Source organism: Roseomonas gilardii (genome assembly GCF_001941945.1).
Lineage (GTDB): Bacteria > Pseudomonadota > Alphaproteobacteria > Acetobacterales > Acetobacteraceae > Roseomonas.
In genome coordinates this window covers 3,153,824-3,180,501 of sequence record NZ_CP015583.1, presented here as the reverse complement: position 1 = coordinate 3,180,501, position 26,678 = coordinate 3,153,824, and the positions used below count along the sequence as shown (strand labels likewise).

28 protein-coding genes and 2 riboswitches are annotated in these 26,678 nt (G+C 71.1%); of the genes, 19 read left to right on the top strand and 9 right to left on the bottom strand.

Annotation, left to right across the window (positions count from 1 at the left end; all coding sequences use genetic code 11):
• Positions 1 to 94: 94 nt before the first annotated feature.
• The 4 genes from RGI145_RS14650 (at position 95) to RGI145_RS14635 (ending at position 3,004) form a co-directional block, all read left to right on the top strand.
• A complete protein-coding gene (locus RGI145_RS14650; protein ID WP_075798918.1) occupies positions 95 to 643 on the top strand; it encodes a GNAT family N-acetyltransferase in 549 nt (182 codons plus the stop codon).
• Complete coding sequence (locus tag RGI145_RS14645) at positions 634 to 1,926, top strand: MFS transporter (protein WP_237183083.1); 1,293 nt, start codon at positions 634 to 636, stop codon at positions 1,924 to 1,926. The genes RGI145_RS14650 and RGI145_RS14645 overlap by 10 nt, the downstream gene beginning before the upstream one ends.
• Positions 1,905 to 2,444, top strand: a complete 540-nt coding sequence (gene moaB / locus RGI145_RS14640; RefSeq protein WP_075798917.1) for a molybdenum cofactor biosynthesis protein B — start codon at positions 1,905 to 1,907, stop codon at positions 2,442 to 2,444. The genes RGI145_RS14645 and moaB overlap by 22 nt, the downstream gene beginning before the upstream one ends.
• Before the next feature lie 92 nt (positions 2,445 to 2,536).
• On the top strand, positions 2,537 to 3,004 hold the full coding sequence (locus RGI145_RS14635; RefSeq protein ID WP_075798916.1) for a cupin domain-containing protein: 468 nt from the start codon (positions 2,537 to 2,539) through the stop codon (positions 3,002 to 3,004).
• Positions 3,005 to 3,109: 105 nt separating this feature from the next.
• Here RGI145_RS14635 and rnhA read toward each other — a convergent pair whose 3' ends face one another.
• From rnhA to ispH, 3 genes are read right to left on the bottom strand one after another with little or no spacing between them, the layout of a single operon-like run.
• The gene (gene rnhA / locus RGI145_RS14630; protein ID WP_075800089.1) at positions 3,110 to 3,580 is read right to left on the bottom strand and encodes a ribonuclease HI; all 471 of its coding nucleotides are present in this window, start codon (positions 3,578 to 3,580) and stop codon (positions 3,110 to 3,112) included.
• 10 nt (positions 3,581 to 3,590) lie between these two features.
• The gene (locus tag RGI145_RS14625; RefSeq protein ID WP_075798915.1) at positions 3,591 to 4,574 is read right to left on the bottom strand and encodes a homoserine kinase; all 984 of its coding nucleotides are present in this window, start codon (positions 4,572 to 4,574) and stop codon (positions 3,591 to 3,593) included.
• On the bottom strand, positions 4,574 to 5,587 hold the full coding sequence (gene ispH, locus RGI145_RS14620) for a 4-hydroxy-3-methylbut-2-enyl diphosphate reductase (protein ID WP_237183081.1): 1,014 nt from the start codon (positions 5,585 to 5,587) through the stop codon (positions 4,574 to 4,576). Before ispH ends, RGI145_RS14625 begins: the two co-directional genes overlap by 1 nt.
• Positions 5,588 to 5,705: 118 nt before the next feature.
• Here ispH and RGI145_RS14615 point away from each other — a divergent pair, with 118 nt between their 5' ends.
• The 3 genes from RGI145_RS14615 (at position 5,706) to RGI145_RS14605 (ending at position 8,787) form a co-directional block, all read left to right on the top strand.
• Positions 5,706 to 6,305 carry a hypothetical protein gene (locus RGI145_RS14615; protein ID WP_167668290.1) on the top strand — a complete coding sequence of 200 codons (600 nt, stop codon included), beginning with the start codon at positions 5,706 to 5,708 and terminating at the stop codon, positions 6,303 to 6,305.
• Positions 6,306 to 6,379: 74 nt separating this feature from the next.
• Entirely contained in the window at positions 6,380 to 6,919 is a 540-nt protein-coding gene (locus RGI145_RS14610; RefSeq protein WP_075798913.1) for an ankyrin repeat domain-containing protein, read from the top strand.
• A gap of 368 nt (positions 6,920 to 7,287) precedes the next feature.
• Entirely contained in the window at positions 7,288 to 8,787 is a 1,500-nt protein-coding gene (locus tag RGI145_RS14605) for a catalase (RefSeq protein ID WP_075798912.1), read from the top strand.
• Positions 8,788 to 9,043: 256 nt separating this feature from the next.
• Here RGI145_RS14605 and RGI145_RS14600 read toward each other — a convergent pair whose 3' ends face one another.
• From RGI145_RS14600 to RGI145_RS25130, 3 genes are all read right to left on the bottom strand, one after another.
• On the bottom strand, positions 9,044 to 9,310 hold the full coding sequence (locus RGI145_RS14600) for a hypothetical protein (RefSeq protein WP_075798911.1): 267 nt from the start codon (positions 9,308 to 9,310) through the stop codon (positions 9,044 to 9,046).
• A 70-nt stretch (positions 9,311 to 9,380) separates the two neighbouring features.
• Positions 9,381 to 9,635, bottom strand: a complete 255-nt coding sequence (locus RGI145_RS14595; RefSeq protein ID WP_083670758.1) for a hypothetical protein — start codon at positions 9,633 to 9,635, stop codon at positions 9,381 to 9,383.
• Positions 9,632 to 9,892, bottom strand: a complete 261-nt coding sequence (locus RGI145_RS25130; RefSeq protein ID WP_156878553.1) for a hypothetical protein — start codon at positions 9,890 to 9,892, stop codon at positions 9,632 to 9,634. Before RGI145_RS25130 ends, RGI145_RS14595 begins: the two co-directional genes overlap by 4 nt.
• A gap of 374 nt (positions 9,893 to 10,266) precedes the next feature.
• Positions 10,267 to 10,374, top strand: a riboswitch (glycine riboswitch).
• Between the two features lie 3 nt (positions 10,375 to 10,377).
• Positions 10,378 to 10,479, top strand: a riboswitch (glycine riboswitch).
• A 66-nt stretch (positions 10,480 to 10,545) separates the two neighbouring features.
• Between RGI145_RS25130 and gcvT the strand changes: the two genes are divergently transcribed.
• The 4 genes from gcvT to RGI145_RS14575 all read left to right on the top strand — a co-directional run bounded on the left by gcvT (position 10,546) and on the right by RGI145_RS14575 (position 15,602).
• Complete coding sequence (gene gcvT, locus RGI145_RS14590) at positions 10,546 to 11,640, top strand: glycine cleavage system aminomethyltransferase GcvT (protein ID WP_075800087.1); 1,095 nt, start codon at positions 10,546 to 10,548, stop codon at positions 11,638 to 11,640.
• Positions 11,641 to 11,738: 98 nt separating this feature from the next.
• A complete protein-coding gene (gcvH, locus tag RGI145_RS14585; RefSeq protein WP_027282650.1) occupies positions 11,739 to 12,113 on the top strand; it encodes a glycine cleavage system protein GcvH in 375 nt (124 codons plus the stop codon).
• A gap of 7 nt (positions 12,114 to 12,120) precedes the next feature.
• Positions 12,121 to 15,048 carry an aminomethyl-transferring glycine dehydrogenase gene (gcvP, locus tag RGI145_RS14580; RefSeq protein ID WP_075798909.1) on the top strand — a complete coding sequence of 976 codons (2,928 nt, stop codon included), beginning with the start codon at positions 12,121 to 12,123 and terminating at the stop codon, positions 15,046 to 15,048.
• A gap of 17 nt (positions 15,049 to 15,065) precedes the next feature.
• Complete coding sequence (locus RGI145_RS14575) at positions 15,066 to 15,602, top strand: NUDIX hydrolase (RefSeq protein ID WP_237183080.1); 537 nt, start codon at positions 15,066 to 15,068, stop codon at positions 15,600 to 15,602.
• Between the two features lie 21 nt (positions 15,603 to 15,623).
• On the opposite strand, the gene RGI145_RS14570 is transcribed toward RGI145_RS14575, so the two are convergent.
• Positions 15,624 to 16,511, bottom strand: coding sequence for a cation diffusion facilitator family transporter (locus RGI145_RS14570; protein WP_075798907.1), 888 nt, complete (start codon positions 16,509 to 16,511; stop codon positions 15,624 to 15,626).
• 344 nt (positions 16,512 to 16,855) lie between these two features.
• On the opposite strand from RGI145_RS14570, the gene RGI145_RS14565 reads away from it, so the two are divergent.
• From RGI145_RS14565 to RGI145_RS14530, 8 genes are all read left to right on the top strand, one after another.
• Positions 16,856 to 17,737 carry an alpha/beta hydrolase family protein gene (locus tag RGI145_RS14565; protein ID WP_237183079.1) on the top strand — a complete coding sequence of 294 codons (882 nt, stop codon included), beginning with the start codon at positions 16,856 to 16,858 and terminating at the stop codon, positions 17,735 to 17,737.
• Entirely contained in the window at positions 17,737 to 18,381 is a 645-nt protein-coding gene (locus RGI145_RS14560) for a ribonuclease HII (protein ID WP_075798905.1), read from the top strand. The genes RGI145_RS14565 and RGI145_RS14560 overlap by 1 nt, the downstream gene beginning before the upstream one ends.
• A 260-nt stretch (positions 18,382 to 18,641) precedes the next feature.
• Positions 18,642 to 18,929 (top strand): hypothetical protein, encoded by a 288-nt coding sequence (locus RGI145_RS14555; protein WP_075798904.1) that lies wholly within the window; start codon positions 18,642 to 18,644, stop codon positions 18,927 to 18,929.
• A 120-nt stretch (positions 18,930 to 19,049) separates the two neighbouring features.
• Positions 19,050 to 20,135 (top strand): site-specific DNA-methyltransferase, encoded by a 1,086-nt coding sequence (locus RGI145_RS14550; RefSeq protein WP_208863877.1) that lies wholly within the window; start codon positions 19,050 to 19,052, stop codon positions 20,133 to 20,135.
• A gap of 205 nt (positions 20,136 to 20,340) precedes the next feature.
• A complete protein-coding gene (locus tag RGI145_RS14545; protein WP_075798903.1) occupies positions 20,341 to 21,678 on the top strand; it encodes a hypothetical protein in 1,338 nt (445 codons plus the stop codon).
• A gap of 22 nt (positions 21,679 to 21,700) precedes the next feature.
• Positions 21,701 to 22,591: a WcbI family polysaccharide biosynthesis putative acetyltransferase gene (locus RGI145_RS14540; RefSeq protein WP_075798902.1), complete on the top strand. Its 891-nt coding sequence runs from the start codon at positions 21,701 to 21,703 to the stop codon at positions 22,589 to 22,591.
• A 17-nt stretch (positions 22,592 to 22,608) separates the two neighbouring features.
• A complete protein-coding gene (locus RGI145_RS14535; protein ID WP_167668288.1) occupies positions 22,609 to 24,372 on the top strand; it encodes an AMP-binding protein in 1,764 nt (587 codons plus the stop codon).
• 13 nt (positions 24,373 to 24,385) lie between these two features.
• The gene (locus RGI145_RS14530; RefSeq protein ID WP_167668287.1) at positions 24,386 to 24,640 is read left to right on the top strand and encodes an acyl carrier protein; all 255 of its coding nucleotides are present in this window, start codon (positions 24,386 to 24,388) and stop codon (positions 24,638 to 24,640) included.
• A gap of 248 nt (positions 24,641 to 24,888) precedes the next feature.
• Here RGI145_RS14530 and RGI145_RS14525 read toward each other — a convergent pair whose 3' ends face one another.
• Together RGI145_RS14525 and RGI145_RS14520 are read right to left on the bottom strand one after the other, a co-directional pair.
• Complete coding sequence (locus tag RGI145_RS14525) at positions 24,889 to 25,422, bottom strand: biotin transporter BioY (protein ID WP_075798899.1); 534 nt, start codon at positions 25,420 to 25,422, stop codon at positions 24,889 to 24,891.
• The gene (locus RGI145_RS14520; RefSeq protein ID WP_075798898.1) at positions 25,419 to 26,612 is read right to left on the bottom strand and encodes an A/G-specific adenine glycosylase; all 1,194 of its coding nucleotides are present in this window, start codon (positions 26,610 to 26,612) and stop codon (positions 25,419 to 25,421) included. Before RGI145_RS14520 ends, RGI145_RS14525 begins: the two co-directional genes overlap by 4 nt.
• Positions 26,613 to 26,678 lie beyond the last annotated feature (66 nt).

The window sequence follows — 26,678 nt, the reverse complement described above, 5'->3', positions numbered from 1 at the left end:
AAGTTTTCCTGATGCTTTGCATGAGGTGGCTAAGCTTCCCTCATGATGCCCGGGGGTGGAAGAGTCCGGGGGCATTCCTTCGGACCACCGCCGCATGACGCCTTCCCCTTTCCTCGTCCGGCCTGCCCGCGATGGCGATCTCGCCGCGATCCAGGCGATCTACGCGCAGCATGTGCTGCATGGCTGCGCCTCCTTCGAGGAAGTGCCGCCCGGGTTGGAGGAGATGGCTGCGCGGCGGCAGGCCGTGCTGGCGCTGGGCCTGCCCTATCTGGTGGCGGAGCGGGATGGGGAGGTGGCCGGCTACGCCTATGCCTCGCTCTACCGGGCCCGGCCGGCCTACCGGCACACGCTGGAGGATTCCGTCTATGTCGCCGCCGGCCAGGAAGGGCAGGGGATCGGCCGGGCCCTGCTGTCGCGGCTGATCGCCGCCTGCGAGGCGGGACCCTGGCGCCAGATGGTCGCGGCGATCGGCGACAGCGGGAACCGGGCCTCCCGCGTCCTGCACGAGCGGCTGGGCTTCCGCACCATCGGCATCCTGGCCGATGTCGGCTTCAAGCATGGGCGCTGGCTGGATTCCGTGCTGATGCAGCGCGCCCTGGGGCCGGGGGCCAGCCACCTGCCCGATGCGGCGCCGTGCCCGTGACCACGGTGCCCGCCGTCTCTCCCGCTATCCCCAGGCGTACCGTTTGGGCACTCGGCCTGTCGCAGCTCATCGCCTGGGGCGTCAGCTACTATCTGATCGGCGTGCTGGGCGAGCGCATCGCCGCCGATCTCGGCTGGGGCATGGCGCGGGTGCAGGGCGGCTTTGCCTTGTCCCTGCTGGTGATGGGGGCCGTCTCCCCCCTGGCGGGGCGGATGATGGACCGGCAGGGTGGGCGCCGGGTGATGGGGCTCGGCTCCGTGCTGCTGGCCCTGGGCTGCCTCGGCCTGGCTCTGGCGCGGGAGGTGGTGGGCTATTACGCGGCCTGGGCGGTGCTGGGGCTGGCCATGCGCCTGACCCTCTACGACGCCGCCTTCGCCGCCCTGGCGCGGATCGGCGGGCCGGGGGCGCGCCGGGCGATGTCGCAGATCACCCTGCTGGGCGGCCTGGCCTCCACGGTCTTCTGGCCGCTGGGCCACCTGCTGGCGGAGCATCTCGGCTGGCGTGGCGCCTGCCTCGCCTATGCCGGGGCGGCGCTGCTGACCCTGCCGCTGCACCTGCTGATCCCCAGCGGCCGCGCCGGCGCCTTCCAGGCTGGGCCGGGTGCCCCCGCCGCGCCGGCCCTGGCGCGGGACGGCGGCGAGCGCCGTCTCGCCGGGGCACTCTATGCCGCGATCATCCTGCTCCTCGGCGTGCTGAACGCGGCCATGTCGGCGCATATGATCACGCTGCTCTCCGGGCTGGGCCTGGGGGTGGCGGCGGCAGTCTGGGTGGCCACGCTGCGCGGCATCGGCCAGTCCGCCGCGCGGCTAGCGGAGATCCTGTCGGGCAGCCGCATGGGCGCGCTGGGCCTGAACCTGCTCGCCACGGGCGGGCTCGCCCTCGGCTTCGTGCTGGCCTTGTGGAGCGGCACCTCGGTCACGGTGGCGGTGATCTTCTCGCTCCTCTACGGGGCGGCGAACGGGCTGACCACCATCACGCGCGGTGCCCTGCCGCTGGTGCTGTTCGACCATCGCGCCTATGGGCGGATCGCCGGGGCGCTGATCACGCCCGGGCTGCTGCTGTCCGCCGTCGCGCCGCTGGCCTATGTGCCGGTCATCGAGGGGCTGGGCGCGGGCTGGGCCATGGGCCTCGGCACCCTTCTCGCCTTCGCCGCCTTCCTGGCCTCGCTGGTGCTGTGGTGGCGGTTCGGGAGGCATGCATGGGAACGGCCTCGGGAAGCCTGTAAGCAGGGGGCTAAGACTGACGTGACGAGGAGGCCGCCATGCCGATCGACGAGAGCCTGACCTTCCTGCCCGTGAACATCGCCGTGCTGACGGTGAGCGACACGCGCGACCTCGCCAGCGACCGGTCCGGCGACACGCTGGCGGCGCGGATCGAGGCGGCGGGGCACCGGCTGGCGGCGCGGGAGATCCTGCGCGACGAGGCCGATGCCATCGAGGCGCAGCTCCGCCGCTGGATCGCCGATCCCGAGGTGGATGTGGTGATCAGCATGGGCGGCACGGGCATCACCGGCCGCGACGTGACGCCGGAGGCCTTCGCCCGCGTGCTGGAGAAGGAGATCGCCGGCTTCGGCGAGCTGTTCCGGATGCTGAGCTACGCCAAGATCGGCACCTCCACGATGCAGTCCCGCGCCATCGGCGGCGTGGCGGATGGTACCTATCTCTTCGCCCTGCCGGGCAGCACCGGGGCAGTGAAGGATGGCTGGGACGACATCCTGCGCTTCCAGCTCGATGCCCGGCACAAGCCCTGCAACCTGGTGGAGTTGATGCCGCGTCTGCGGGAGCATCTGGCGGGGGCCTGAACGGCCCCGTTCTCCTGCAACCGTGAAGCCGCGCCCCGTCTGGCGCGATGGCGATCCGTGACCAGTTCCCGGCGACCCACGGAGGAAGCCGCATGACACAGATTCCCCTGAAGCTGGCGGCCGGGGCCGCCGAGCCGGTCGTCTTCGAGATCCCCGGCGCCGAGGGCGCGTTCCGCGTGCAGATCCTGAACGAAGACCAGGAGAAGGGCGTCGTCACCACCATCGTCCACCTGCCACCCGGCGGCAGCATCCCGGCGCATTTCCACGAAGCCGGGTCCGAGATGCATTACGTGCTGGAGGGCGACCTGACCGAGGATGGCGAGAGCTTCGGTCCCGGCGGCTTCCTGACCTTCGCGGCCGGGGTGGTGCATGGCCCGCATGGCAGCGAGGGCGGCGCCCGGGTGCTGACGGTGCAGCAATGGCAGAGCGGGCGGGGAAAGTTCGACTTCCACCCGGCGGAGGAAGGGCAGGGCAGGGCGGCCACTGCTTCCGTCACCGACAAACCCGCCCCGGAGGCCGAGGCGGAACGCCGCCGGGGCGAGGAAAAGGGCTACGGCTGAGGGGTTTCGTCTGGTGCGCTGCCCGGGTTTTCCCGGAGTGCGGCTATTCCGCTGACCCCGTGCGCCAGGCCGGCCCGCGAAGGCCGGAACCTTCGCGGGCCGGTATCAGCCCTTGCCGGAAATGGCCTTCCGCGCCTCGGTGGCGAGCACGTCCGCGCGCTCGTTCATCGGATCGCCGGAATGGCCGCGCACCCAGCGCCATTCGATGGCGTGCGGCTTGGCGGCGGCGAGGAGACGCTGCCAGAGCTCGTAATTCGCCACCGGCTCCTTGGCGGCGTTCTTCCAGCCGTTGCGCACCCAGCCGTGCACCCAGCGGGAGATGCCGTTGCGCACGTATTCGCTGTCCGTGTGCAGCACGATCTTGCAGGGGCGCCGGAGCACCTCCAGCGCCTGCGCCGCGGCGGTCAGTTCCATACGGTTGTTGGTGGTGGCCGGATCGCCGCCGCTCAGCTCCCGCTCATGGCCGTTGTAGCGCAGGATCGCCGCCCAGCCGCCCGGGCCGGGATTGGGCTTGCAGCCGCCATCCGTCCAGATCTCGACCTCGGTGTCCTGGGATGCCTCCTGGACTTCTTCCATCGTCGTGCTGTCAGCCGGCATGGGCGAAGACTCCCGGCAGGGCCTTGTGCCCCATGAAATGGCGCAGCCGCGCGAGGTATTCGAGCGGGTCCTTGCGCGTCACCAGGGCACCCGGCGGCGTGTGGGTCCAGTCGTAGAGCCGCGTCAGCAGGAAGCGCATCGCCCCCCCGGCGCAGAGCACGGGCAGGGCGGCGCGCTCCGCCGGAGTGAGAGGGCGGAGGGATTCATAGGCGGTCAGCATCGCCGCCGCGCGATCCGGCACGAAGCGGAGATCCGCGTCGAAGCACCAGGCGTTCAGGCTGATCGCCAGGTCATAGGCGAGCAGGTCGGTGCAGGCGAAGTAGAAGTCGATCAGCCCCGTCAGGTGCTCGCCCTGGAAGAAGGCATTGTCGGGGAAGAGGTCCGCATGGATCTGCCCGCGCGGCAGGGCGTCGCGCTCGGCCAGGTTGGGCCAGTCGTGCAGGATATGGCCCAGGTGCTCCGCCAGCTCGCCGCAGAGACCGGGCTGCACCGCGTCGCCGCCATCGCGGCAGCGATCCAGCAGCGGCGCCCAGGCGGCGGGGCCCAGGGCGTTCGGCCGTTCCGCCGCATAGGAGCGGCCCGCCGCGTGCAGGCCGGCCATGGCGCGGCCGAGTTCGGCGCAATGGGTGGGGGTGACGTGGCGCGGCCAGGCGCCCTCCAGAAAGGTGCAGATCGCGGCCGGACGGCCCGCGAGCTCGCGCAGCGCCTCGCCGTCGCGCCCGGGCACGGGCTGCGGGCAGGCGACGCCCTGGTCGGCAAGATGGCGCATCAGCCCGAGGAACCAGGGCAGCTCCGCCGGGTCCACCCGCTTCTCGTAGAGCGTCAGGACATAGCGACCATCGGTGGTGTCGAGCAGGAAGTTGCTGTTTTCCACGCCCTCCGCGATGCCGCGCAGGGAAAGGGGCGCGCCGATCGCGTAATCGGCGAGGAAGGCGGCCAGCGCCGCCTCCGTGACTTCGGTATAGACGGCCATCAGTCCTTCAGCGCGGCCGGAAGTTTGAAGGTGATGTTCTCGCGCGCCACCACGACTTCCTCGATCTTCAGGTCGAAGCGCATGCGCAGGCGGTCGAGCACCTCGTCCACCAGTACCTCCGGTGCCGAGGCGCCGGCGGTCACCCCCACCGAGGCGACGCCCTCGGCCAGCGCCGGATCGAGGTCGCGGCCACGCTGCACCATGATGGCGCGGGCGCAGCCGGCACGCTCCGCCACCTCCCGCAGCCGCACGGAGTTGGAGGAGTTCGGGGCGCCCACCACGATCATCAGCTCGACGCGCGGGGCGATGGCCTTCACCGCCGCCTGCCGGTTGGTGGTGGCGTAGCAGATGTCTTCCTTGGTCGGGCTGGAGATGTCCGGGAAGCGGTCCTGCAGGATCGCCACGATCTCCACCGTGTCGTCCACCGAGAGGGTGGTCTGGGTGGTGAAGGCGAGCGGCACGCCGGCGGGCGGCTGCACGGTGCGGGCCTGGGCGGCATCCTCCACCAGGGTCACCGAGCCCGCGGGGAGCTGGCCCATGGTGCCGACCACCTCCGGATGCCCGGCATGGCCGATCAGCAGGATGTGGCGTCCCGTGGCGGAGTGGCGCTCCACCTCGCGATGGACCTTGCTCACCAGCGGGCAGGTGGCGTCGAGGAAGAACATCTCGCGCCGCTGCGCCTCGGCGGGCACGGATTTCGGCACGCCATGGGCGGAGAAGACCACCGGCTGGCCGTCGTCAGGGATCTCGGAGAGCTCCTCCACGAAGACGGCGCCCAGGGCCTCCAGCCGTTCGACGACGAAACGGTTGTGCACGATCTCATGGCGCACGTAGACGGGGGCGCCGCGGCGGATCAGCGCCTCCTCCACGATCTTGATGGCCCGGTCCACCCCGGCGCAGAAGCCGCGTGGACCGGCGAGGAGCACGGTCAGGGGCGGCCTGGCGGCGGCGGTGGCGGGGCGGTCGGTGACCGGCGGGGAGAGGGGGTCGTGGGCGGGCATGTCGTGGGGCATGTTGGCGTCGGGCGTCTCTCGTGCCAGTTCGTGGCGGCAGGCACCGGGAGATGGTCACCCGGCCGGGGGCAGGCGCAACCTAGCGATCCCCGGGCGCCTGGGACAGGGGGAGTATAGCATGGCTTTTCACGCGGGGCGCCCGGGCCCGTCTTTCGGGGAGATGGGTTTCCGGAGGGCGCCCGCCTTTCTCGCGGCCCTGGCGCTGGCCGGCCTCGCCGGCTGCGGCAGCACGGACTCGAAGAATCCCCTGGCCAATGCCACGGCGCCCTGCCCGGCGATCTCGCTGCTGGGCGATGCGGCGGACCTCACCCGCTATCGCGGGCCGGGGCAGGACATCCCCTCCATGGTGCTGGACGCGCGGCTGACCGGCTATCAGGCCAAGTGCGACTATGCGCCGGGGCACAAGGGGCTGGACGTGACGCTGCGCCTGGGCCTGGCGGCCGAGCGCGGGCCCGCCGCCACCGCCCGGACGGCCTCGCTGCCCTATTTCGTGGCCGTCACCACGGCCGGCGAAGGGCGCATCCTGGCCAAGGCGAACTACAGCGCCGAGGTGGAGTTCCCGGCCAATGTGAACCGGCTGCAGACCAGCGGCGAGCAGATCTCCATCCGCATCCCCGCCGCGACACCGGGGGAGGCGGCGCAGCGGCAGGTGGTTCTGGGCTTCCAGCTCTCGCCCGAGGAGTTGGCGCTGAACCGGCAGCGCGGCCCGCGCCGCTGAGGCCAGGGCCTGGGCCTGGGGGTAGGGCGGGGGTGCTTGCGGAGGGGGTGCTTCCTGCCGGAGGATGGGCGGGCATGAGCGACCGCCCCATCCCCACGCCGCCCCTCGACCCCGAGGCGCTGGAGGCCCTGTTCTACGGCGCCGTCCGTGACGGGCGCCTGGACCTTCTGGCCGCCTTCCTGGACAGCGGGACGGACCCGAACCGTCCGGATGCGCGTGGTTTCCCGCCGGTGGTGCTGGCTTCCTACAACGGGCAGAAGGAGGCCACGGAGCTGCTGCTCGCCCGGGGCGCGGCGGTGGATGCGCCGGATGCCAAGGGCAGCACCGCCCTGGCCGGCGTGGCCTTCAAGGGAGAGGCGGAGATCGCCCGCCTCCTCCTCGCCGCCGGGGCCGATCCCGATGCGCCGAACGGGGCGGGGCGCACGCCGCTGATGTTCGCCGCCATGTTCGGCCAGCGGGAGATCGCGAAGATCCTGCTCGATGCCGGGGCCGATCCGCTGCGCCAGGACCCGGAGGGGAATTCCGCCCTGACGCTGGCGCAGGGCAGCGGCGATGCCGACTTGGCGACGCTCCTGGAAGCAGTCGCGCAGCGCCGGACCGCCTCGCCCGGCTGACACAGGCCCGCCGCCTGGGTGGCTCGGGGCAAGGGCGGGCGGCTATCGCGAGCACCGGTCCGGTGCGCGGGGGCCGCGCCCATCCCCTCTCGTGAAGCGCCGCGATCTATGGCTGGACAGGATCACGGGGCCCGGCCGATGCTTCCCGCCGTCCGCCCCATCCGTCGGGACCGGCGGGGGGTCAGTCTCCCGCAGGATTGAACCGGCCCCTGGAAGCCGGCGGGCCACTATGAACGAACACGTCTTGCCCGGGATGGAACACGGTCGATCCAATGTCGGGAATCCATCCGGCCCCCCTGGGGGCGGGCATGGCTTCCGGTGCGGCGGGGTCGTCCGGCCGGGCGAGAGGCCAAGAAAGGAAGAACGACATGTCCGACGAGATCTTCGATATCAAGGCGCCCTCGACCACGACGACCGGCGCGCCCGCCGTCAGCGACCGCAACTCGCTCTCCATCGGCGCCGATGGCCCCGTCGTCCTGCACGACGTGCATTTCCTGGAGCAGATGGCGCATTTCAACCGTGAGAAGGTGATCGAGCGCCAGCCGCATGCGAAGGGCTCGGGTGCCTTCGGTGTCTTCGAGACCACCGAGGACGTGTCGCGCTATACCAAGGCCGCGCTGTTCCAGCCGGGTGCTAAGACCGAGATGCTGGCGCGCTTCTCCACCGTGGCGGGCGAGCAGGGCAGCCCCGACACCTGGCGCGACGTGCGCGGCTTCTCGCTGAAGTTCTATACCAGCGAGGGCAATTACGACCTCGTCGGCAACAACACGCCGGTCTTCTTCGTGCGCGACCCGATGAAGTTTCCGCATTTCATCCGCAGCCAGAAGCGCCTGCCGGACAGCGGCCTGCGCGACAACCACATGCAGTGGGACTTCTGGACGCTGAACCCGGAGAGCGCGCACCAGGTCACCTATCTGATGGGGGTGCGGGGCCTGCCGAAGACATGGCGCAACATGAACGGCTATGGCTCCCACACCTATATGTGGGTGAATGCGCAAGGCGAGAGGTTCTGGGTCAAGTACCATTTCCACACCCGCCAGGGCATGCAGTTCTTCAGCAATGCGGAAGCATCCGAGAAGGCGGGGAGCGATGCCGACTACCACCGCCGCGACCTGTTCGAAGCCATCGCCCGCGGCGATTTCCCGGTCTGGGAGATGTCGGTGCAGGTCATGCCCTATGACGAGGCCAAGACCTATCGCTTCAACCCCTTCGACCTGACCAAGATCTGGTCGCACAAGGACTATCCGCTGATCCGGGTCGGCACGATGACGCTGAACCGGAATCCGGAGAATTTCTTCGCGCAGATCGAGCAGGCGGCCTTTTCGCCCGGCAACACCGTGCCGGGCATCGGCCTTTCGCCGGACAAGATGCTGCTGGGCCGGGCCTTCGCCTACAACGACGCGCAGCGCAACCGGATCGGCGCGAACTTCCACCAGATCCCGGTCAACCAGGCGAAGGTGCCGGTCAACACCTACATGATGGACGGGCCGATGACCTATCACCACACCGGCGCGGCGCCCGTCTATGTCCCGAACAGCGGCGGCCGCCCCTGGTCGGACCAGGAAGGCCCGGTCGACAATGGCTGGGAGGCCGACGGCGCCATGGTGCGCAGCGCCTATACGCTGCATCCGCAGGATGACGACTTCGGACAGCCGGGCACCCTCGTCCGTGAGGTCCTGGGCGATGCCGAGCGCGCGGCGCTGGTGGAGACGGTGGCGGGCAGCCTGCTGGGCGGCGTGCGCGAGCCGGTGCTGGGCCGGGCCCTGGCCTATTGGAAGAGCATCGACCCGGAGACCGGCGCCCGCATCGAGGACAAGGTGAGGACCGGAAGCGCCCCGAAGCCGGCGGAAGGGCAGGGGCAGGCCTGACGAGGCAGCGCGAGGGACGGGGCGCCGGTGCATGGGCGCGAGCCTGTGTCCCGGTGGCCTCGCCGATCCGCAGCGGGGAGGCGGTCAGCGCCTTCCACCCCTCCATGATCCAGCAGGCATAGGCACCTCGTTCCGGGTGCTGGACCTGCCAGTAACGGTCGTCGCGCATGGCGTAATTCAGGGGGCGCGGCGCAAACTGTCCTCGGTGATGACGGTTCTGCGCAAGACCATCACGGCTTTGCGCGGGACATCTGCGCTATGGCCCGGGCCGCTCTCCCGTCTTCGTGCCGGCGAAGCCCTCCGGCCAGAGGTCCCGGTCCAACGTCACCTCATAGATGCGGAAGCCGCCGGGCCAGTCGCGGAAGCCGGGCAGGGGGAGGAGTTCGCGAATGGCCGCCTCTGCTTTCGCCAGGCTGGAATATGTCCCAACGGCCTTCATGGAAAGGAGGCTTTGTGGATGATCCCGCTCGTCCTCGTGGGCTTGGGCCCTATAGTGCCGCAATATCCAGATCTGCGCGGTCACGATCCTTCGCCCTGTGGGACAGAGATAGCAAACTGGGAGATGGCCAGTGCTGGTGCCTAAAGAACCACTGTCAGAAGTCGATGCCGAAACCTTCTGTCCAGTTCGTGCCATCCAGACCGCCCTGATAGATTCGGAAACCATCCGGCCAGTCGCGGAAGCCAGGGAGCTTTCGCATCCGTTCGACGGCTTCTTCCGCTTTCTGCAGGGAAGAATAGAAGCCGACGAGCTTCAGGGTCAGCTCGATCTCATCGGTATCCGTTTCGTCATCCTCCGCACCCATCTGGCAATGATAGACGTGCCAGAAGATCGTGCCTTCATCACTCATATGATGTTGTCCTCGTCCTCTGCTTGTGTGCCAAGCAGCCATTCCATGAAGGCACGTCCACCGTATTTTTTGATCTTGCTATAATCACTGCCTGGGCCCTTCCCGCCTTTGCCATTTGGCAAACTTCTTTCCCAGTTCCCTTTGCCATACTGGTCGTTCATCAACTTCGTGGCGTATTCCTCGGCTGTCTGGTTTTGCCCGCGTGGGATACCCCTTGCCCAGCTCGGAACATCGCTAGCCGCCTCCTTGCCGCTCAACCTCGGTTTCTTCTGTCTTGGCGGTCCGGATCTTTCGGAAGGCCGCCTGTTTCGGGTGTTTCCGTGGCCCCCCGGGGCGTGATGCGCGCTCGTGGCAGAGGAACAGGCGGCTTGGGCGCCAGCAGGAAGGGCCCGAGCTGGACCGGGACGATGCCGGGGCGAGGCGTGGCAGCGGTGTTCCCCTGTCCGGCCCGCCCGCCGCGTGTATAGGCGGAGACATGCTCCGGCCTGCCGTTGCGCTGCCGTTCATAGGCACGCGCGGAGACCATGCTCTGCCCCGCCGCCGTGCGCAGCGGGGAGGTGGCCAGCGCCTTCCACCCGCTCACCGCCGTTGCCAGCGCCCATGCCGCAATGCCATAACGGCTCGTACCCGCTGATCCCGCGCGGGAGAGCGAGGCCGTCCGGTGCCGAACCGGCCGGCCTCCGCCGAAGGCGCAACCGGCCCCCGGAAACGCTCAGGCCCGATGGACCGCGTGGGGAAGGGGCCTCTGGAAAGCCCGGCCCGCCCCGAAACGGGCGTGCCGGCACCGACGGAGTAAGGCGCGGGCGCCATGCCCGGCCGAATCTCTCAGGTCCATGGACAGAGGGGGGCCACGTTCCGTTCCGCCGCCCTGAGCGGCGAAGGAGGATGCGTGGCCGACGCCGCCGAGACGATGCTTGAGACCCCGCTGGCCAACTGGCACCGCGCCCAGGGCGCGCGCATGGTGCCCTTCGCCGGCTATATGATGCCGGTGCAGTACCCCGCCGGCATCATCGCCGAGCACAAGGCCTGCCGCGAAGGCGCGGCCCTGTTCGACGTCTCCCATATGGGGCAGGCGGAGCTGCGGGGCGAGGGCGCGGCGGCGGCGCTGGAGGCCCTGACCCCCGCCGACGTGCAGGGGCTGAAGCCAGCCCGGCAGCGTTACGGCGTGCTGATGACCGAGGCGGGCGGCATCCTCGACGACTTCATGTTCACCAATCTCGGCGACCGGATGTTCCTGGTGCTGAACGCCTCCCGCAAGGCGGTGGACGAGGCGGCGATCGGGGCCATCCTGCCGCCTTCCATCACCCTGGCGCCGATGCCGGACCGCGCGCTGCTGGCGCTGCAGGGGCCGGCGGCCGAACGCATCCTCGCTGGGCTGGCGCCCGAGGTGGCGGCGCTGCCCTTCATGGGCGTGGCCGAGGTGACGCTGGCGGGCGGTCCCGCCTTGGTCAGCCGCTCCGGCTACACGGGCGAGGATGGCTACGAGATCAGCGTGCCGGCGGAGAATGCCACGAAGCTGGCCGAGGCGCTGGTCGCGGCGGGAACCGCCCCGGCGGGGCTGGGCGCGCGCGACAGCCTGCGGCTGGAGGCCGGGCTCTGCCTCTACGGCAACGACCTGGACGAGACCACGAGCCCCATCGAGGCGGCGCTGAACTGGACCATCGGCAAGCGCCGCCGCACCGAATGGAACTTCCGCGGCGCTGACCGGGTGCGGGAAGAGTTGGACCACGGCCCGAAGCGCCTGCGCGTCGGCTTCGCCGTCGAGGGGCGCCAGCCCGCCCGCGCCCATACCCCGATCCAGTCCGGCGCGGAGGTGGTGGGCGAGGTGACCAGCGGCGGCTTCGGCCCGACGCTCGGGGCGCCCGTCGCCATGGGCTATGTCCGCCCCGACCTCGCCACGGATGGCACGGCGCTGGACCTGATGGTGCGCGGCAAGCCCGTCGCCGCGAAGGTCGCGCCCATGCCCTTCGTGCCGCACCGCTACAAGCGCGCCAGCCGCGCCTGATCGTTTTTTCCCCCCGTGCCCGCCCGGGAAGGGGCGGGCACGCCCGGACCGATCTGCCCGGACCGATCTCTCCAGACCGATTTGCAGGAACCCGCCGAATGTCCCAGATCCGCTACACCGCCAGCCATGAATGGGTCCGTCCCGAGGGCGAGGATGCCGTGGTCGGCATCACCAGCCATGCCCAGGAAGCCCTGGGCGACATCGTCTTCGTCGATCTCCCCGAGGTGGGGCGCGAGGTCGAGGCGGGCGAGTCCATCGCGGTGGTGGAGAGCGTGAAGGCCGCGTCCGACATCTATGCCCCGGTGGCGGGCACCATCACCGGCGCCAATGAGGCGCTGGGTGACGATCCCGGCCTGGTGAACCGCGACCCGATGGGCGAGGGCTGGTTCTTCCGCATCAAGCCGAAGGATGCCGCCGAGGTGGACGGGCTGCTGGACGAAGCGGCCTACGAGGCCGTGGCCGCTGCCGGTTGATGTCGCGATGAGCACCCTGGAACAGCTTGCCGCCCTGGAGGACCAGGGCGGCTTCGTCCGCCGCCATCTCGGCCCCTCGGAGGGGGAGATCGCGGCGATGCTCGCGGCGATCGGGGCGGAGAGCCTCGATGCCATGACCGCGCGCACCGTGCCCGCCGCCATCCTGGGGGACACGCTCGACGCGCTGCCGCCCGCCATCGGCGAGTCCGAGGTGGTGGCCGAACTGGCCGCGCTGGCCGCGCGGAACAGCGCGGTGAAGTCGCTGATCGGCATGGGCTATCACGGCACGCATGTGCCGCCGGTGATCCTGCGCAACGTGCTGGAGAATCCCGGCTGGTACACGGCCTATACGCCGTACCAGGCGGAGATCGCGCAGGGCCGGCTGGAGGCGCTGGTCAACTTCCAGACCATGATCGCCGACCTCACCGGCCTGCCGGTGGCCAATGCCTCGCTGCTCGACGAGGCCACGGCGGCGGCGGAGGCGATGGCCATGGCGCTGGCCGCCGTGAAGGGGCCGCGCGCCACCAACCGGCGCGTGATGCTGGTCTCGCGCGACCTGCACCCGCAGACGTTGGCCGTGCTGCGCACCCGCGGCGCGCCGCTGGGCATCGAGATCCGCCCGCACGCCCCCGGCGAGATGGCCGAGGCGATCCGCAGTGAGGGGCCCTTCGCCGCGATCTTCTCCTATCCCGGCACGACCGGCGAGCTGCGCGCGGAGCTGGAGGCGGAGATCCGGCTCGCCAACGACACCGGCGTCACCGCCATCGTGGCGGCGGACCCGCTGGCCCTGGTGCGGCTGAAGCCGCCGGGCGAGATGGGCGCCGACATCGTCATCGGCTCCTCGCAGCGCTTCGGCGTGCCGATGGGCTGGGGCGGCCCGCATGCCGCCTTCATGGCGGTGAAGGACGGGCTGAAGCGCCTGATGCCGGGCCGCATCGTCGGCGTCTCGGTGGATGCCGCCGGGCGCCCGGCCATGCGCCTCGCGCTCCAGACGCGCGAGCAGCATATCCGGCGCGAGAAGGCGACCTCGAACATCTGCACCGCGCAGGTGCTGCTGGCGGTGATGGCCGGGCTCTATGCCTGCTGGCATGGCGCGGACGGGCTGCGCCGCATCGCCGACCGTGTGCATCTGCAGGCGCGGCTGCTGGCCGGCGCGGCGCGGAAGGCGGGCTTCACGCTGCGTCACGAGGGCTTCTTCGACACGGTCGCGGTCGAGGCCGGCGCGAAGGCGGATGCGCTGATGCAGGCAGCGCTCTCGCGCGGCTTCAACCTGCGCCGCGTCGATGCGGGCTGCGTCGCCATCAGCCTCGACGAGACCGTCTCGCGCGACGACCTCGCAAATCTGGCCGGGGCTCTGTCCGAGGCCGGTGGCGTGGCGGCGCCCGAACTCGGACAGATCGAGGCCGCTGGCGGCATCCCCGCCGCGCTGGAGCGCGAGAGCGCGATCCTCACCGCCGAGGTCTTCTCCGCGCATCGCAGCGAGCACGGCATGCTGCGCTACCTGAAGTCGCTGGAGGACCGCGACGTCGCGCTGAACCGCAGCATGATCCCGCTCGGTTCCTGCACGATGAAGCTGAACGCCACGGCGGAGATGATGGCGATCACGCTGCCGGGCTTCAGCAACGTGCATCCCTTCGCCCCGGCGGAGCAGGTCCCGGGCTACCTGACGCTGGTGCGGCGGCTGGAGAGCTGGCTCTGCACCGTCACCGGCTTCGCCGCCGTGTCGCTGCAGCCGAACGCGGGCAGCCAGGGCGAGTATGCCGGGCTCCTCGCCATCCGCGCCTGGCACCATGCGCGCGGCGACCAGCAGCGCAATGTCTGCCTGATCCCGTCCTCGGCCCACGGCACCAACCCGGCCTCGGCGGCGATGGCGGGCATGCGCGTCGTGGTCGTGCGCTGCGACAATGACGGCAACGTCGATCTCGACGACCTGCGTGCCAAGGCGGAGGAGCACGCCGCGCATCTCGCCGCGCTGATGATCACCTATCCCTCGACGCATGGCGTGTTCGAGGAAGGCATCCGCGAGATCTGCGCGCTGATCCACCGGCATGGTGGCCAGGTCTACATGGACGGCGCCAACATGAACGCGCAGGTCGGGCTGACCTCACCCGCCAGCATCGGCGCGGATGTCTGCCACCTGAACCTGCACAAGACCTTCTGCATCCCGCATGGCGGCGGCGGGCCGGGCGTCGGCCCGATCGGCGTGGCGGCGCATCTGGCGCCGCACCTGCCGAACCACCCGCTGCTGGCCGAGGCGGGGCCGGAGACGGGCTTCGGCCCGGTCTCGGCCGCGCCCTTCGGCTCCGCCTCGATCCTGCCGATCCCCTATGCCTATATCCGCATGATGGGGGCGGCCGGGCTGCGCAAGGCGACGCAGGTGGCGATCCTCTCGGCCAACTATGTCGCGAAGCGGCTGGAGGAGCACTATCCGGTGCTCTATCGCGGCCGCCAGGGCATGGTGGCGCATGAGTGCATCCTCGACTGCCGAGGCTTCCAGGCCGAGGCGGGGATCGCGGTGGAGGACATCGCCAAGCGTCTCCAGGATTTCGGCTTCCACGCGCCGACCATGTCCTGGCCCGTCACCGGCACGCTGATGGTGGAGCCCACCGAGAGCGAGCCGAAGGCGGAGCTCGACCGCTTCGTGGAGGCGATGATCGCCATCCGCGCGGAGATCGCGGATGTGGCGGAAGGGCGCCTCGACCGGGCCGACAACCCGTTGAAGAACGCGCCCCACACTGCCGAGGAAGTGACCGCGGCGGAATGGACGCATGGCTATTCCCGCCAGCAGGCCGCCTATCCGGCGCCCTGGGTCGGCGCGCACAAGTACTGGCCGCCGGTCAAGCGCGTGGACAACGTCTATGGCGACCGCAACCTCGCCTGCACCTGCGCGCCGCTCGAAGCCTATGCGCAGGACATGCGCATCGCCGCCGAGTGACGCAGAAACCCTGGACGGTGCGGCGATCCCGCACCGTCCTCAAGGATCGCTGGATCCATGTGAATGCGGATGCGGTGGAGGATGCGCGCGGCAACCTCCTCGATCCCTACTACACCTTCGAATATTCCGACTGGGTGCATGTCACCGCGCTGACGCCCGCCGATGAACTGGTGCTGGTCCGCCAGTACCGGCACGGATCGCGCGATTTCAGCCTGGAACTCCCGGCCGGCGGCATGGACCCGGGCGAGACCGACCCCTTGCCCGCCGGGGCGCGCGAGCTGCTGGAGGAAACGGGCTACGCGTCCTCCTCGCTGCGCCTCGTTTCCAGCCTCTCGCCGAACCCCGCCTCCCACCGCAACCGCAACCACCACCTGCTGGCCCTGGACGCGCGCAAGGTCGCGGAGCCCCGGCTGGAGCCAGGCGAGGACATCACCGTGGAGCTGCATCCCTGGCGGGAGGTGCTGGCGCGGCTCGATGACGGTATCATCCAGCAGTCGATGCACGTCTCGGCGCTGCTGCTCTGCCTGCGCGCGGCGGGGCGCCTGCGCTTCTGAATCCGCGCGCCGGAGACGGCGTCAGAGCACCAGCACGCCCTGCCGCTGCGCCTCCTCCTCCGGCTCCGGATGGATGGTCACCACGATATCCCCCATCTCCCGCCGCAGGGCCTCCTCGACGTGGTTGCAGACCGCGTGCGCCTCGCGCAGTGGCATGTCGCCCGGCAGGACGAGGTGGCATTCGAGGAAAAGCCGGCCGCCGACACGATGCGCGCGCAGATCATGCGCCTCCAGCGCCCCATCGGCATTCCGCGAGATGGTCTCGCGCAGCCGCCGCATCACCGCGTCCTCCGGTGCCGCATCCATCAGCCCGCCGATGGAACTCCGCACCACGCTGGCGCCGCTCCAGAGGATGTTCAGCGCCACCAGTGCTGCCAGGGTGGGGTCGAGCCAGGGCCAGCCGGTCAATGGCACCAGGGCGAAGCCCAACAGCACGCCGCCGGAGGTGAAGACATCCGTGAGGAGGTGCCGCGCATCCGCCAGCAGGGCGGGGGAATGCCATCTCCTGCCGGCGCGGAGCAGGATCGCCGCCCAGAGGCCGTTCAGCACCGTGGCAGCGGCGTTGATCAGCATGCCGAGCAGCGGTGCCCCGACCGGCGCGGGCGACAGGAATCCGAGCCAGGCCTCCCGCAGGATGGAAAGCGCCGCGAGGACGATGAGCACGCCTTCCAGCACGGCGGAGAAGTACTCGGCCTTGCCATGGCCATAGGGATGCCCCGCATCGGCGGGCTGCCCGCTGACATGGAGCGCCAGCGCCGCCGCTCCGGCGGCCACGACATTGATGATGCTTTCCAGCGCGTCGGAATAGAGGGCGACGCTGCCGGTGACCCACCAGGCGGTGAATTTCAGGCCCAGCACCACGAGGCCGACCAGGATGCTGCCCAGGGCGAGGCGGATGATGGGGGACATGGGCTTCTCCCTGGGAGGAGAGGGGCGATAGCGGGGAGCCGTTACAACGTCAACATATGAATAGCTGTTTTGATGTTAAGATTGTGCGGATGTACCCGCCACGACATCTGCCGGGATTCCTGGACGATCCCGCCACCCGTCCCCAGATACAGCGGCAGGGGCGGATCGGCCGGTTCGCGGCGCCCCACCCGACCCATCCCTCATCCTCAGGAGCGCGGCACGGTCCGCGTGGCGGTGCTCACGGCATGGCGCAGCGACGACACTCTTCCCCGGCTCCCATGACGGGGGAGGGTCTCACGACAAGGGGGCGACGCGCGCTGCTTGGGGCACTGGCGGCCGCACCGTTGCTGCGACCGGTCGGCGGCGAGGCTGCCCCGCCCCAGCCGGCCGAGAGCGAGGCGCGCTGGCGGGACCCGGCGCGCGACCGCGAGATCCCGGTGCTGCTGCGTGTCCCGGCGGGGCAGGGGCCCTTCCCCACGGTGCTGGTCAGCCACGGGCTGGGCGGTTCCCGGCACGGCCTCGCCTATCTGGGCGGCGCCCTGGCGCGGGCGGGCTTCCTGGCCATCCACCTGCAGCATCCGGGCAGCGACGACAGCCTCTGGCGCCATGGCGGCGACCGCATGGCCATGGCGGCGGCGGCCTTCGACGTGAACGTGGCGCTGGACCGCCTGCGCGATGTCCGCTTCGCGCTCGACAACCTGCCGCCCCAGGCGGACCCGAGGCGCCTCGCCATCGCTGGGCATTCCTTCGGCGCCTGGACGGTGCAGGCCATGCTGGGGCAGCGCCTGCCGGGCGGCGACCGGGGGCTGGACCTGCCCGATCCGCGGCTGAAGGCGGGCATCGCGCTGTCGCCCATCCCGGCGCAGGGCCTGCCGCCGCGCCTGGCCTATGCCGGCTTCGCGGCGCCGATGCTGCATGTCACCGGCAGCAACGACGATGGCTGGATCGAGGGCGTGCGCGCGGCGCAGCGACGCGAGCCCTTCGAGGCGGCGCGCAATCCCGGCGTGCTGGCGGTGCTGAACGGCGCGGTGCATGCCTCCTTCGCCGACGAGCCGGGTGCCGGGGCACGTTGGAGCGACCCGACCTATCACACCCGCACGGCGGGGCTTGCCATGGCCTTCCTGCGTGCCACCCTTTTGGGCGATGCGACCGCGGCGCGTTTCCTGCGCGAGGGCGCGCCGGACCTGCTGCATCCGCACGATATCTGGGAGACGCGTTCGATCTGATGCCTGACTACAGCCTGGAACTGGCCGCCGGTGGACGTGTCGCCGGCGTGGACGAGGCGGGGCGCGGCCCGCTGGCGGGGCCTGTCCTGGCCGGCGCCGTGATCTTCGTGGCGGAGCCGCCCGCGGCCCTCGCGCGCCTCCTCGACGACAGCAAGAAGCTCAATGCCGCCCGGCGCGAGGCCGCCTTCGCCGCGCTGCGCGAGGCCGCGCGCGCCGGCCATGCCAGGGTTGGCTGGGGTGCCGCCACCGCCGTGGAGATCGGCACGCTGAACATCCTGCGCGCCACCCATCTCGCCATGCTGCGCGCCGTGCGCCGCCTCGGCCCCGTGCCCGACCTCGCGCTGATCGACGGCAACATGGCGCCCCGCGCGCCGCACAGCCTGCCCTGCGCCACGCGCTGCGTGATCGGCGGGGACGGCCTCTCCCTTTCCATCGCCGCCGCCTCGATCGTCGCGAAGGTGCTGCGCGACCGTGCCATGGTGCGCCTCGACGCGCGACACCCCGGCTACGGCTTTGCCGGCCATGCGGGCTACCCCACCCCCTCGCACCGCGCCGCCCTGGCCCGCCTCGGCCCCTGCCCACAGCACCGCCGCGGCTTCGCCCCCGTCGATCAGGCTCGCCTGCTGCTGGAGCCTGCTGCGTGATCGGACCTGGGCCAGAGGGGCTCTGCCCCTCTGGTCACCCCGCCCAGGGACGTTGGTCCCTGGGAACCCTGTGAACGCTCCGCGAGGAGGGGTGATGGCCAACCGGTCGCCACTTGGCGCAACGGTGGTCGAAGCCCCTCCTCGCGGAGCGCTCATGGCGGGGTCTCGGGGGGATACCATCCCCCTGAGCGGAGGGTCCGGGAGGCAGAGCCTCCCGGAGCGCCACGCCTGATCAAGCAGCGGCAGCAGGAGCAGGGGCAATGACGGCGGAGGAGATGCTGGCGGCGGATGCGGTGCCCGAGGGGGTGTCGCCGGAGCTGCGGGCGGTGTGGCATGGGCTGCGCGGGGAGTGGGAGGCCGCGCATGTGCTCGTGCAGGACGAGCCGGGGCGCGAGGCCGCCTGGGTCCATGCCTGGCTGCACCGGGTCGAGGGCGATCTCGGCAATGCCGGCTACTGGTACCGCCGCGCGAATCGGGAGATGCCGCCGCGCGGTGCCGCGACCGATTCGGAAGGGCATGATATCGCCAGGGTCTTGTTCGGCCTTTGATCCCGTTGACAGCGGCGTCGCACGGACTTCGCGACTGACGCGAGTTGCCGTGTGAGTCCCCCTCGCTTGACGGGGCGACTCGGCTTGATCACTTTGCCGACTCGACAGAGGGGGATTGCTGTGGGCACCGGGCTGGACCTTCCGCTCGACCAGGTCATGGTCGGCGACTGCCTCGACATGCTGCGTCAACTGCCGCCGGCCTCGGTGCATGCGATCTTCGCGGACCCTCCGTACAACCTGCAGCTCAAGGGCGATCTCGTGCGCCCGGAGGGCGGGCTGGTGGACGGAGTGGACGATGCCTGGGACCGTTTCGACGGCTTCCCGGCCTATGACTCCTTCACCCGTGCCTGGCTGACCGAATGCCGCCGCGTGCTGCGCAAGGACGGCACGATCTGGGTGATCGGCGCCTATCACAATGTCTTCCGCCTCGGCACGGCCTTGCAGGATCTCGGCTACTGGATTCTGAACGACGTGGTGTGGCGCAAGTCGAACCCGATGCCGAACTTCCGTGGCCGGCGCTTCACCAACGCGCATGAGACACTGATCTGGGCCTCGCGCGGGCCGGAAAGCCGCTACAAGTTCAACTACGCCGCCATGAAGTCTCTGAACGACGACGTGCAGATGCGGTCGGACTGGCTGATCCCGCTCTGCACGGGCAATGAGCGCCTGCGCGACGAGAAGGGCAAGAAGCTGCACCCGACGCAGAAGCCGGAGGCGCTGCTGCACCGGGTGATCCTGAGCTGCACCGCGCCGGGCGAGGTGGTGCTCGACCCCTTCATGGGCAGCGGCACCACGGCGGCGGTGGCACGGCGCCTCGGCCGCCGCTTCATCGGCATCGAGCGTGACGAGGCCTATGCCGAGGCGGCACGCGCGCGCATCGAGGCGGTGGAGCCGCTGCCGGAAAGCCTGGCGCTCAGCCTGCCGGCCCGGCGGGAGCAGCCGCGCATCCCCTTCGGCACGCTGGTGGAGCGTGGCCTCGTGCCGCCGGGCTCGCGCCTCGTGGACCGGCACCGCCGCTGGCGGGCGGAGGTCGGGGCGGATGGCACGCTCCGCTGCGGCAAGGCGCTCGGCTCGATCCACAAGGTCGGCGCGGAGGTACAGGAGGCACCGACCTGCAACGGCTGGCTCTTCTGGCATGTGGAGCGCCGCGACGGCTCGCTGCGCCTGCTGGACGAGTTCCGCACCGAACTCGCCGGACAGGTCTGAGGGCCACCCCGGCCTTCCTCCTGTCCCGATCCGCTTTCTTGGTTTCGCTGCCGGGCCGGTCACCTATGGGCCTGCGGGCGGGGGATTCACGCCACCCTCCTAACAAAAACGAGTGCCAGCCGTCACGGCACTCTGTTGCAGTGCAATTTCTTGCGGTAACGCAACCCCTGGTAGATATTGTTAATGGTTCACCGGGGGCTGGTGCATGGCGGCGCAGGTGCTGCTGATCTATTTCGGAGCGGACGGGAACAGCCATCTGTTCCGCCGGGAAGGCTGGTCGCACCAGGAGCCAGAGATCGTCTGGAGCATGGACGATCGCTGCCGCCTGGAACTCTCCCCGGAACTCCTCCCCCTGCGCCCGGGCGTGCCGCTGCGGCTTGAGGCAAGGGGCTTTCCTGCGCTGAACCATGAGAGCGGACACCGCGTGCAGCGGCTGCGGCCGGTCCTGAACGGAACGGTCCTGCCGGAAATCGTGGCGCAGGCCACCGGCAGCTTCACGCTGGACCTGCCGCCGGAACTGCTGCGGACGGATGCCGCCAACGACCTCGTTTTCGAGCAGCCCGACGCCTCCCGCCCGCCTTCGCGGCCCGGGCAGCCGCCCTCGGGCGACACGCGCCGGCTGGCCTTCGCCTGGCAGACGCTGCGCCTCTTTCCGGTGCCGGGCGTGGCTGCGACCACCGCCCCGACGGAGGGCACGCACGCCGCCATCACCCTGCTGATCGCGGGCAACCACCAGGCGCGGCAGCTCGCCCGCAACCTCGCCCGCCTGCGGAGCCTGTCGGGGCGCCTGGTGCCGCGCCATGTCGGGGAGGGCGAGGACCTCGCTTCCGCCCTGGCCGCGGCCGGGGAGGAGGGGCCGGTGGCGCTCTGGTCCCAGCCCTCCTCCGGGGTGGCGGCCCCGCAGGGCGCTCTGGCGGAAGGCCTGCGCTTCCCCGCCTTGCAGGGGCACCTGCACTGGCCGCTGCTGGCGTCCGATCCGCGCAACCGGCCGGAGCGGCTCTGGCCCGGCGGCCGCTACGGCGGCGCGCTCTATACCGACCGGATCGCCGCCGGCCTCGCGGTGGAGGCGGAGAGGCTGAAGGATGGCGAGTTGTACCGCCGCTACCTCGCCGCCTCTTGCGAGGCGCTGGACATCGCCGGCGACTGGGCGGCCTCTGACTTCGCTGCCTGGGAGCAGGCCGAGGCAGGCTGCGAGATCCGCGTCGCGGCGGAGATGCGGGCGATGATGCGCCGCGCGCCGCTGTTCAACGCGCCGAACGATCCGGCCGGTGTGCCTTTCCATCTGGTGACCGAGGCGCTGCTGCGCCGGACCTCGCTGCTGGACGCCTCGGTGCGCGAGGCGGCGCTGGAGGAATACCGGCAGGCGAGCCGTGGCTGGCTCGGCCTGTCCTGCACGCGGCAGACCCCGCTGCACCCCGAGGTGGCGCGGCGCCTGGGCCTCGACTGGTGCGACGGCGATACGTGCTTCGCCTGGTTCGGCAACCGCTGGACCTTCCGCGAATACATGCTCCGCTACATCCGGTGGCAGCCATGGGCGCGCTGAGGCGGGCGAAGGGGAGGGGGCGATGAGCGAAGCCCGCGCGCGCCTGGTGATCGGCGCGAACTGCCAGGGGCAGGAGATGGCGGAGGTGCTGGGGCGCATCCCCAGCTTCGCCGAGCGCTTCGACGTGATTCATGTCGGCTACCACACGCTCGACCGCGCGGAGGCGGGATGGGACAGTTATCCCGATTTCCGTGACGCACCCGCGATGCTGTGGGAGCAGGTCTTCGACAACGCCTTCGTCGAGGAGCGCGCGGCGCTGCGGGACCGCATGCCGGAGGGCACGCCGGTGCTGCGCTTCCCGCCGCAGAACATCACCGCGCTCTGGCCCTTCGAGGCGCTGGACCCGCGCAAGGGCGGGACTGGCGATGAAGATTATCCGGAGGGCGAGCGCTACCGCCTGGGCGACCGCATCGCCATGATGCTGTCGGTGGAGGCGGAGGCGATCGCGCTGCCGGACGACGCGCTCTTCGACCTGTACCTGGAGCGTTGCGCCGCGGAGCTGCCGCGCCTCGACCGCCGCCTCGGCTTCGACATTGCGCGCGCGGAAGCGCGGGACAGGGACAGCGACATCGCGCTGGCGCCCTTCGTCGCCGGGCGCTTCCGCGAGGAGCGGCTGTTCCACGACTACATGCACATCACCGCGCCCCTCCTGCGCGAGATCCTGCGGCAGATGCTGGAGGCCTCGGCCGGGCCGCTGGAGATCGACGCCGCGCAGGCCCATGCCGAGGTCTGCACGCTGACGGAGGCCTATCGCGGCCAGCATTTCGCGCAGATCCCGGTCAATCCGCTGGTGGCGCGGCATTTCGGCCTGCGCTGGCACGATCCGGCGGAACGGGTGCTGGTGAATGCCAGCGCGCTGAGCTTCCGCGACTACATCGTGGATTACATCCGCTGGCGGCCGTATTTCACATGAAGGGCGCGCAACCGGCCATGTCCTTCGAGCAGCACGCGGCGCCGGACTCGCCGCGGACCCGCTACTTCGCCGGCTTCCTGCTGGCGCTGGAGGAAAGCCCGGAGGAAACGGCGCTGCTGCTCCACAGCGCCGCCGGGACGGAAGCGCTGGGCTTCGCCGAGTTGGGCCGGCGCATCGCCGCGCGGATGGTGGCGCTGCGCCGTGCCGGGTTGCGGCCGGGGCAGGTGTTGCTGATCTTCTCCGACACGCGCGCCGACCTCTATGCCAGCTTCTTCGCGGCGCAGTTCCTGGGTGCGGTGCCTTCGGTGATGCCGCCGCCCACCGCGAAGCAGGACGCCGCCCATTGGCGCGAGGTGCATCGCGCGCTGGTGGAGCGCATCCGCCCCGGGCTGGTCTGCGGTCTCGGCGCGGCGATCGAGGCGCTGGGCGAGACCGGCGTGCCGGCGTTGGATTTCGGCGCGCTCGCGGCGCTGGACGACCACACGGCGCGGCGCCCGGTGCCGGAGCCGGTGGCGGGCGACCTGGCGCTGCTGCAGCATTCCTCCGGCACGACGGGCCTGAAGAAGAGCGTGATGCTCGGCTATGACGCGCTGGTGCGGCAGGCCGAGGCCTATGGTGCGGCGCTGGATTTGCAGCAGGGTGACAAGGTGGCGAGCTGGCTGCCGCTCTATCACGACATGGGGCTGATCGCTTGCACCGTGCTGCCCTTCGTCGCGGCCATGCCGGTTCTGGCGCTCGATCCCTTCGAATGGCTGGCCGATCCGCTCTCGGTGCTGCGTCTCGCGGAGGCGGAGCGCGCCACGCTGCTCTGGCTGCCGAACTTCGCCTTCGACCATCTGGCAGGCGCGGCGCGGCGGCTGCGCGGCGCGGCGCTGGATCTGTCCGGCCTGCGCGCGGTGATCAACTGCTCGGAAGTCTGCCGCGCGGCCTCGATGGACCGTTTCCTCGACGCCTTTGCCCCGCATGGCCTGGCGCCTGAGGCGCTGCACACCTGCTACGCCCTGGCCGAGAATGTCTTCGCCGTGACGCAGAGCCCGCTGCGTGCGCACCGGGAGCACGGGAGATCGCGTCCCGCCGGCCCGGCGCGCCTGCTGCTGGACCGCGAGGCGCTCGATGCGGGGTATGTCGTGCCCGTGCTGCCCGGCATGCCGGGCGCGGTGGAGCTGGTGTCCAGCGGCAGGCCGATCGAGGGCTGCGCGCTGCGCTTCCTCCCTGTCGGGGCGCCGGGGGCCGATCCGGACACCGGGCCCGATGCCGATCTGGATACCGACCTGGGCGAGGTCCTGATTGTCTCCGACTGCCTCTTCGACGGCTATCTCGGCGAGCCGGCACTGAGCGAGGAACGTTTCGTCGATGGCTGGCTGCGCACGCGCGATCTCGGCTTCCTCCATGACGGCGAACTCTACGTGCTGGGCCGGCTGGACGACGTGCTGATCTATCGCGGCCGCAACCTGGTGGCGCCGGACCTGGAGGCCGCGCTGGCCGCCGTGCCGGCCGTCAAGCCAGGGCGCGCGGTGGTCTTCTCCATCCCCGACGAACGCATCGGCAGCGACCAGATCGTGGTGCTCTACGAGGCGGCGGAGGGCGAGCCGGAGGACGAGGCCGCCATCCAGGCCAGCGAACGCGCGGTGCGCGCCGTGCTGGGCGAGCATTTCGCCGTCAACCCGGTGCATGTCGCCCGCCTGCCCCCCGGCGCACTGCACAAGACCACCAGCGGCAAGATCAGCCGTGCGCTCAACCGCGCGGCCTTCCTGCGGGACGGCGGCGAGGGCGCAGCATGAGAGGAACGCGATGATGGCTGGAACCGTGGAGGCCGGGCTGGCCGCGCGTTTCGAGACGGTGCTGCGCCGGGCCTTCCCAGGCTTCCGCGGCGCCTTCCACGAAGGGCTGACCGCCGCCGACGTGGCCGGTTGGGATTCGGTCGCGCATGTGAACCTGCTGATGGACCTGGAGGACGCCTTCGGCGTCGAGATCCCGCCGGAAGCGGCGGCGCAGGTGCCGGATGTGGGCGGGCTGATGGCGCTGGTGCGGGAGCGCCTGCCCGGGTGACCTGCCCGGGATAGGTGCCCGGAGGCGACGCGCCGGATGGCCGCCGATGCGGCCATGCCGGCAAATCAGGATCGCCCCGGGGGGGAACTCCACCCCCGGGGCGGCAGGCCGCGCGCCCCTCCCCGGGAACGCGGCCCGGCCGGATGTGGACGGGCCCACATCCGGTCCGTATGGGGCGCCGGGCAACTATCTCCCTGCCCGGCGCCCCTGCGGGCTCCCTGCCCGGCGCCCCTGCGGGCGCGGGAGGCTCAGCGGCGGGCGAGCCGCAGCGCCGCGAAGGCGAGGCCGGTCTTCACCAGCGTGCCGGGGATGAACAGCATGAAGCCGGCCATCAGCGCCTTTTCCCAGCCGGTGAAGCCAGCCAGCCAGGCGACGCCCGGCACGAAGGGCACGAGATGCGCCACGGTCAGCACCAGGGCGCCGCGCAGCCAGGAGCCGGAGGCCTGGCCGGCGATCCAGGCGGCGGGCAGGAAGCCCAGCAGGTAGCCGGCGGTCGGGCCGGCGAAGGCGGTGAGCCCGGTGGTGGCGCCCGCGAAGACCGGCAGGCCCATCGCGCCCTCGGCAAGGTAGAGCGCCACGCTGGCGGCGCCGAGGCGGGAGCCGCCGAGGGCGCCGAGCAGCAGCACCGCGAGCGTCTGCAGCGTCGCCGGCACCGGCCACATCGGCACGGTGATCTGCGCCGATGCGGCGAGGATGCCCGAGCCGATCAGGGCGAGGCCCAGGAAGCGGGCGAAGGAGAGGAGGCCGCCGCGCGACCGGGCCTGTGTCAGGAGAGCGTTCATGGTTTCGTCCGGCGTTTCGGTGGCCCGGAGCCTGGGGCGCCACGCGGGCGCCCCCGGGCCGGGGTGGCCCTGGGTGCCATGGCCGGGGCCTCGCCCGCAAGCAGGCCGGTGCCGGCCGGTGTTGTAGGGACCTGTGGCACGGGGCCTTCCCCGCCAGGTGCGGCCAGGGCCAGCAGCCGGCCCATGGCGGTGGGCAGGGCGCCCCTCGCCTCGGCCTCGCCGAGCCAGAAGAAGCCCTCCGGGACCGACGCGCCTTCCGGCAGCAGGGCGGTCAGCAGCCGCATCTCCAGCTCCAGATGGGTGAAGCCATGCCGCGCCACGCCGGGCAGCAGCCGCCATTCAGCGGCAAGCGGCGCATGGGCCAGGGCCTCCGCCTCGCTCCAGGCCGCACCCTCGCGCCAGGGTGTGCCGGGGATCTCGGGCATGCCGCCCAGCAGCCCCTGCGGCGGCCGGTGCCGCAGCAGCAACCGGCCGCTGCCGTCGCGCAGCAGGAAATGCATGCCGTGCCGCAGCCCCCGCACCGGTTTCGGCGCCTTGACCGGCAGGCTGTCCTGCACCCCGGCGGCCTGGGCGGCGCAATGGCCGCGCCAGGGGCACAGGGCGCAGGCCGGGCGGCGCGGGGTGCAGATCGTGGCACCCAGGTCGAACAGCGCCTGGGCGAAATCCCCCGGCCGGGCGCGGGCCACGGGCTGCTCCATGAAGCCGCGGGCGAGCTGGGCGAGGCGGGGCCGCGCGGCGGGCAGCGGGTCGCGGATGTCGAAGAGCCGGGCTGTCACGCGCTCCACATTGCCGTCCACCGGCACGGTGGGGCAGCCGAAGGCGATGGCGGCCACGGCAGCCGAGGTATAGGCGCCGATGCCGGGCAGGGCGCGCAGGCCGGCCTCGGTTTCCGGAAAGCCGCCGCGCGCCGCCACCGCCTGGGCGGCGGCATGCAGGTTGCGCGCCCGGGCGTAATAGCCGAGCCCGGCCCATTCCGCCGCCACCGCCTCCCAGGGCGCCGCCGCCAGGGCCTCGACATCGGGGAAGCGGGCGAGGAAACGGGCGTAGCGCGGGCCCACCGCGGCCACGGTGGTCTGCTGCAGCATCACCTCCGAGAGCCAGATGCGGTATGGATCGCCTTCGCCACGCCAGGGCAGGCTGCGCCGGTGGCGGTCGTACCAGTCGAGAAGTTCAGGGGCAGGGGGATGCATCGGGTGGCAAAGGAGGGTGGGACAGGCCGCCGATCAAGCCCCGATGGGGCGAAGCCGGCGACGAAG